This window comes from Vibrio sp. 10N.286.46.A8 (genome assembly GCF_041470165.1).
Taxonomy (GTDB): Bacteria; Pseudomonadota; Gammaproteobacteria; order Enterobacterales; family Vibrionaceae; genus Vibrio; species Vibrio tasmaniensis_A.
Map to the genome: position 1 here is coordinate 1 of NZ_JBFRLX010000387.1, position 645 is coordinate 645.

At 48.1% G+C, this 645-nt stretch carries 1 protein-coding gene; it reads left to right on the forward strand.

Annotated features, from left to right (window positions below):
- Window positions 1–645 (forward strand): UvrD-helicase domain-containing protein (locus tag AB4232_RS22605; RefSeq protein WP_372088094.1); only part of this gene is annotated, 645 nt, incomplete at both ends.

Below are 645 nucleotides of genomic sequence, written 5' to 3' on the forward strand. Positions count from 1 at the left end.
TACAAAGCGTAGAGCAAGCATCACCGTTCTCTATCATGTCGGTTACCTTCACCAACAAAGCGGCAGCAGAGATGCGTGGTCGTATTGAAGAGTTGATGATGGGCAGCTCGTCAGGCATGTGGAACGGCACCTTCCACGGTATCTGTCACCGCATCCTTCGTGCTCACTACCTAGATGCAAAACTGCCAGAAGACTTCCAGATCATTGATTCAGATGATCAGATTCGCTTACTACGTCGCTTAATTAAGGCGCAAAACCTTGATGAAAAGCAGTGGCCAGCCAAGCAAGCTTCTTGGTGGATCAATGGCAAGAAAGACGAAGGGTTACGCCCAAGTCACATTGACGCCTACCATGATCCAATAACTCAAACGTGGTTAAAGATTTACTCTGCTTACCAAGAGGCATGTGATCGTGCTGGCTTGGTCGACTTTGCTGAGATCTTGTTGCGATCGCATGAACTATTGCGCGATAAGAAACACATCCGCGAGCACTACCAAGCTCGCTTTAAGCACATTCTTGTCGACGAATTCCAAGATACCAACAACATCCAATACGCTTGGTTACGTATGATGGCAGGCCCGGATTGTCGCGTGATGATCGTGGGTGATGATGACCAATCTATCTATGGCTGGCGTGGTGCTAAAA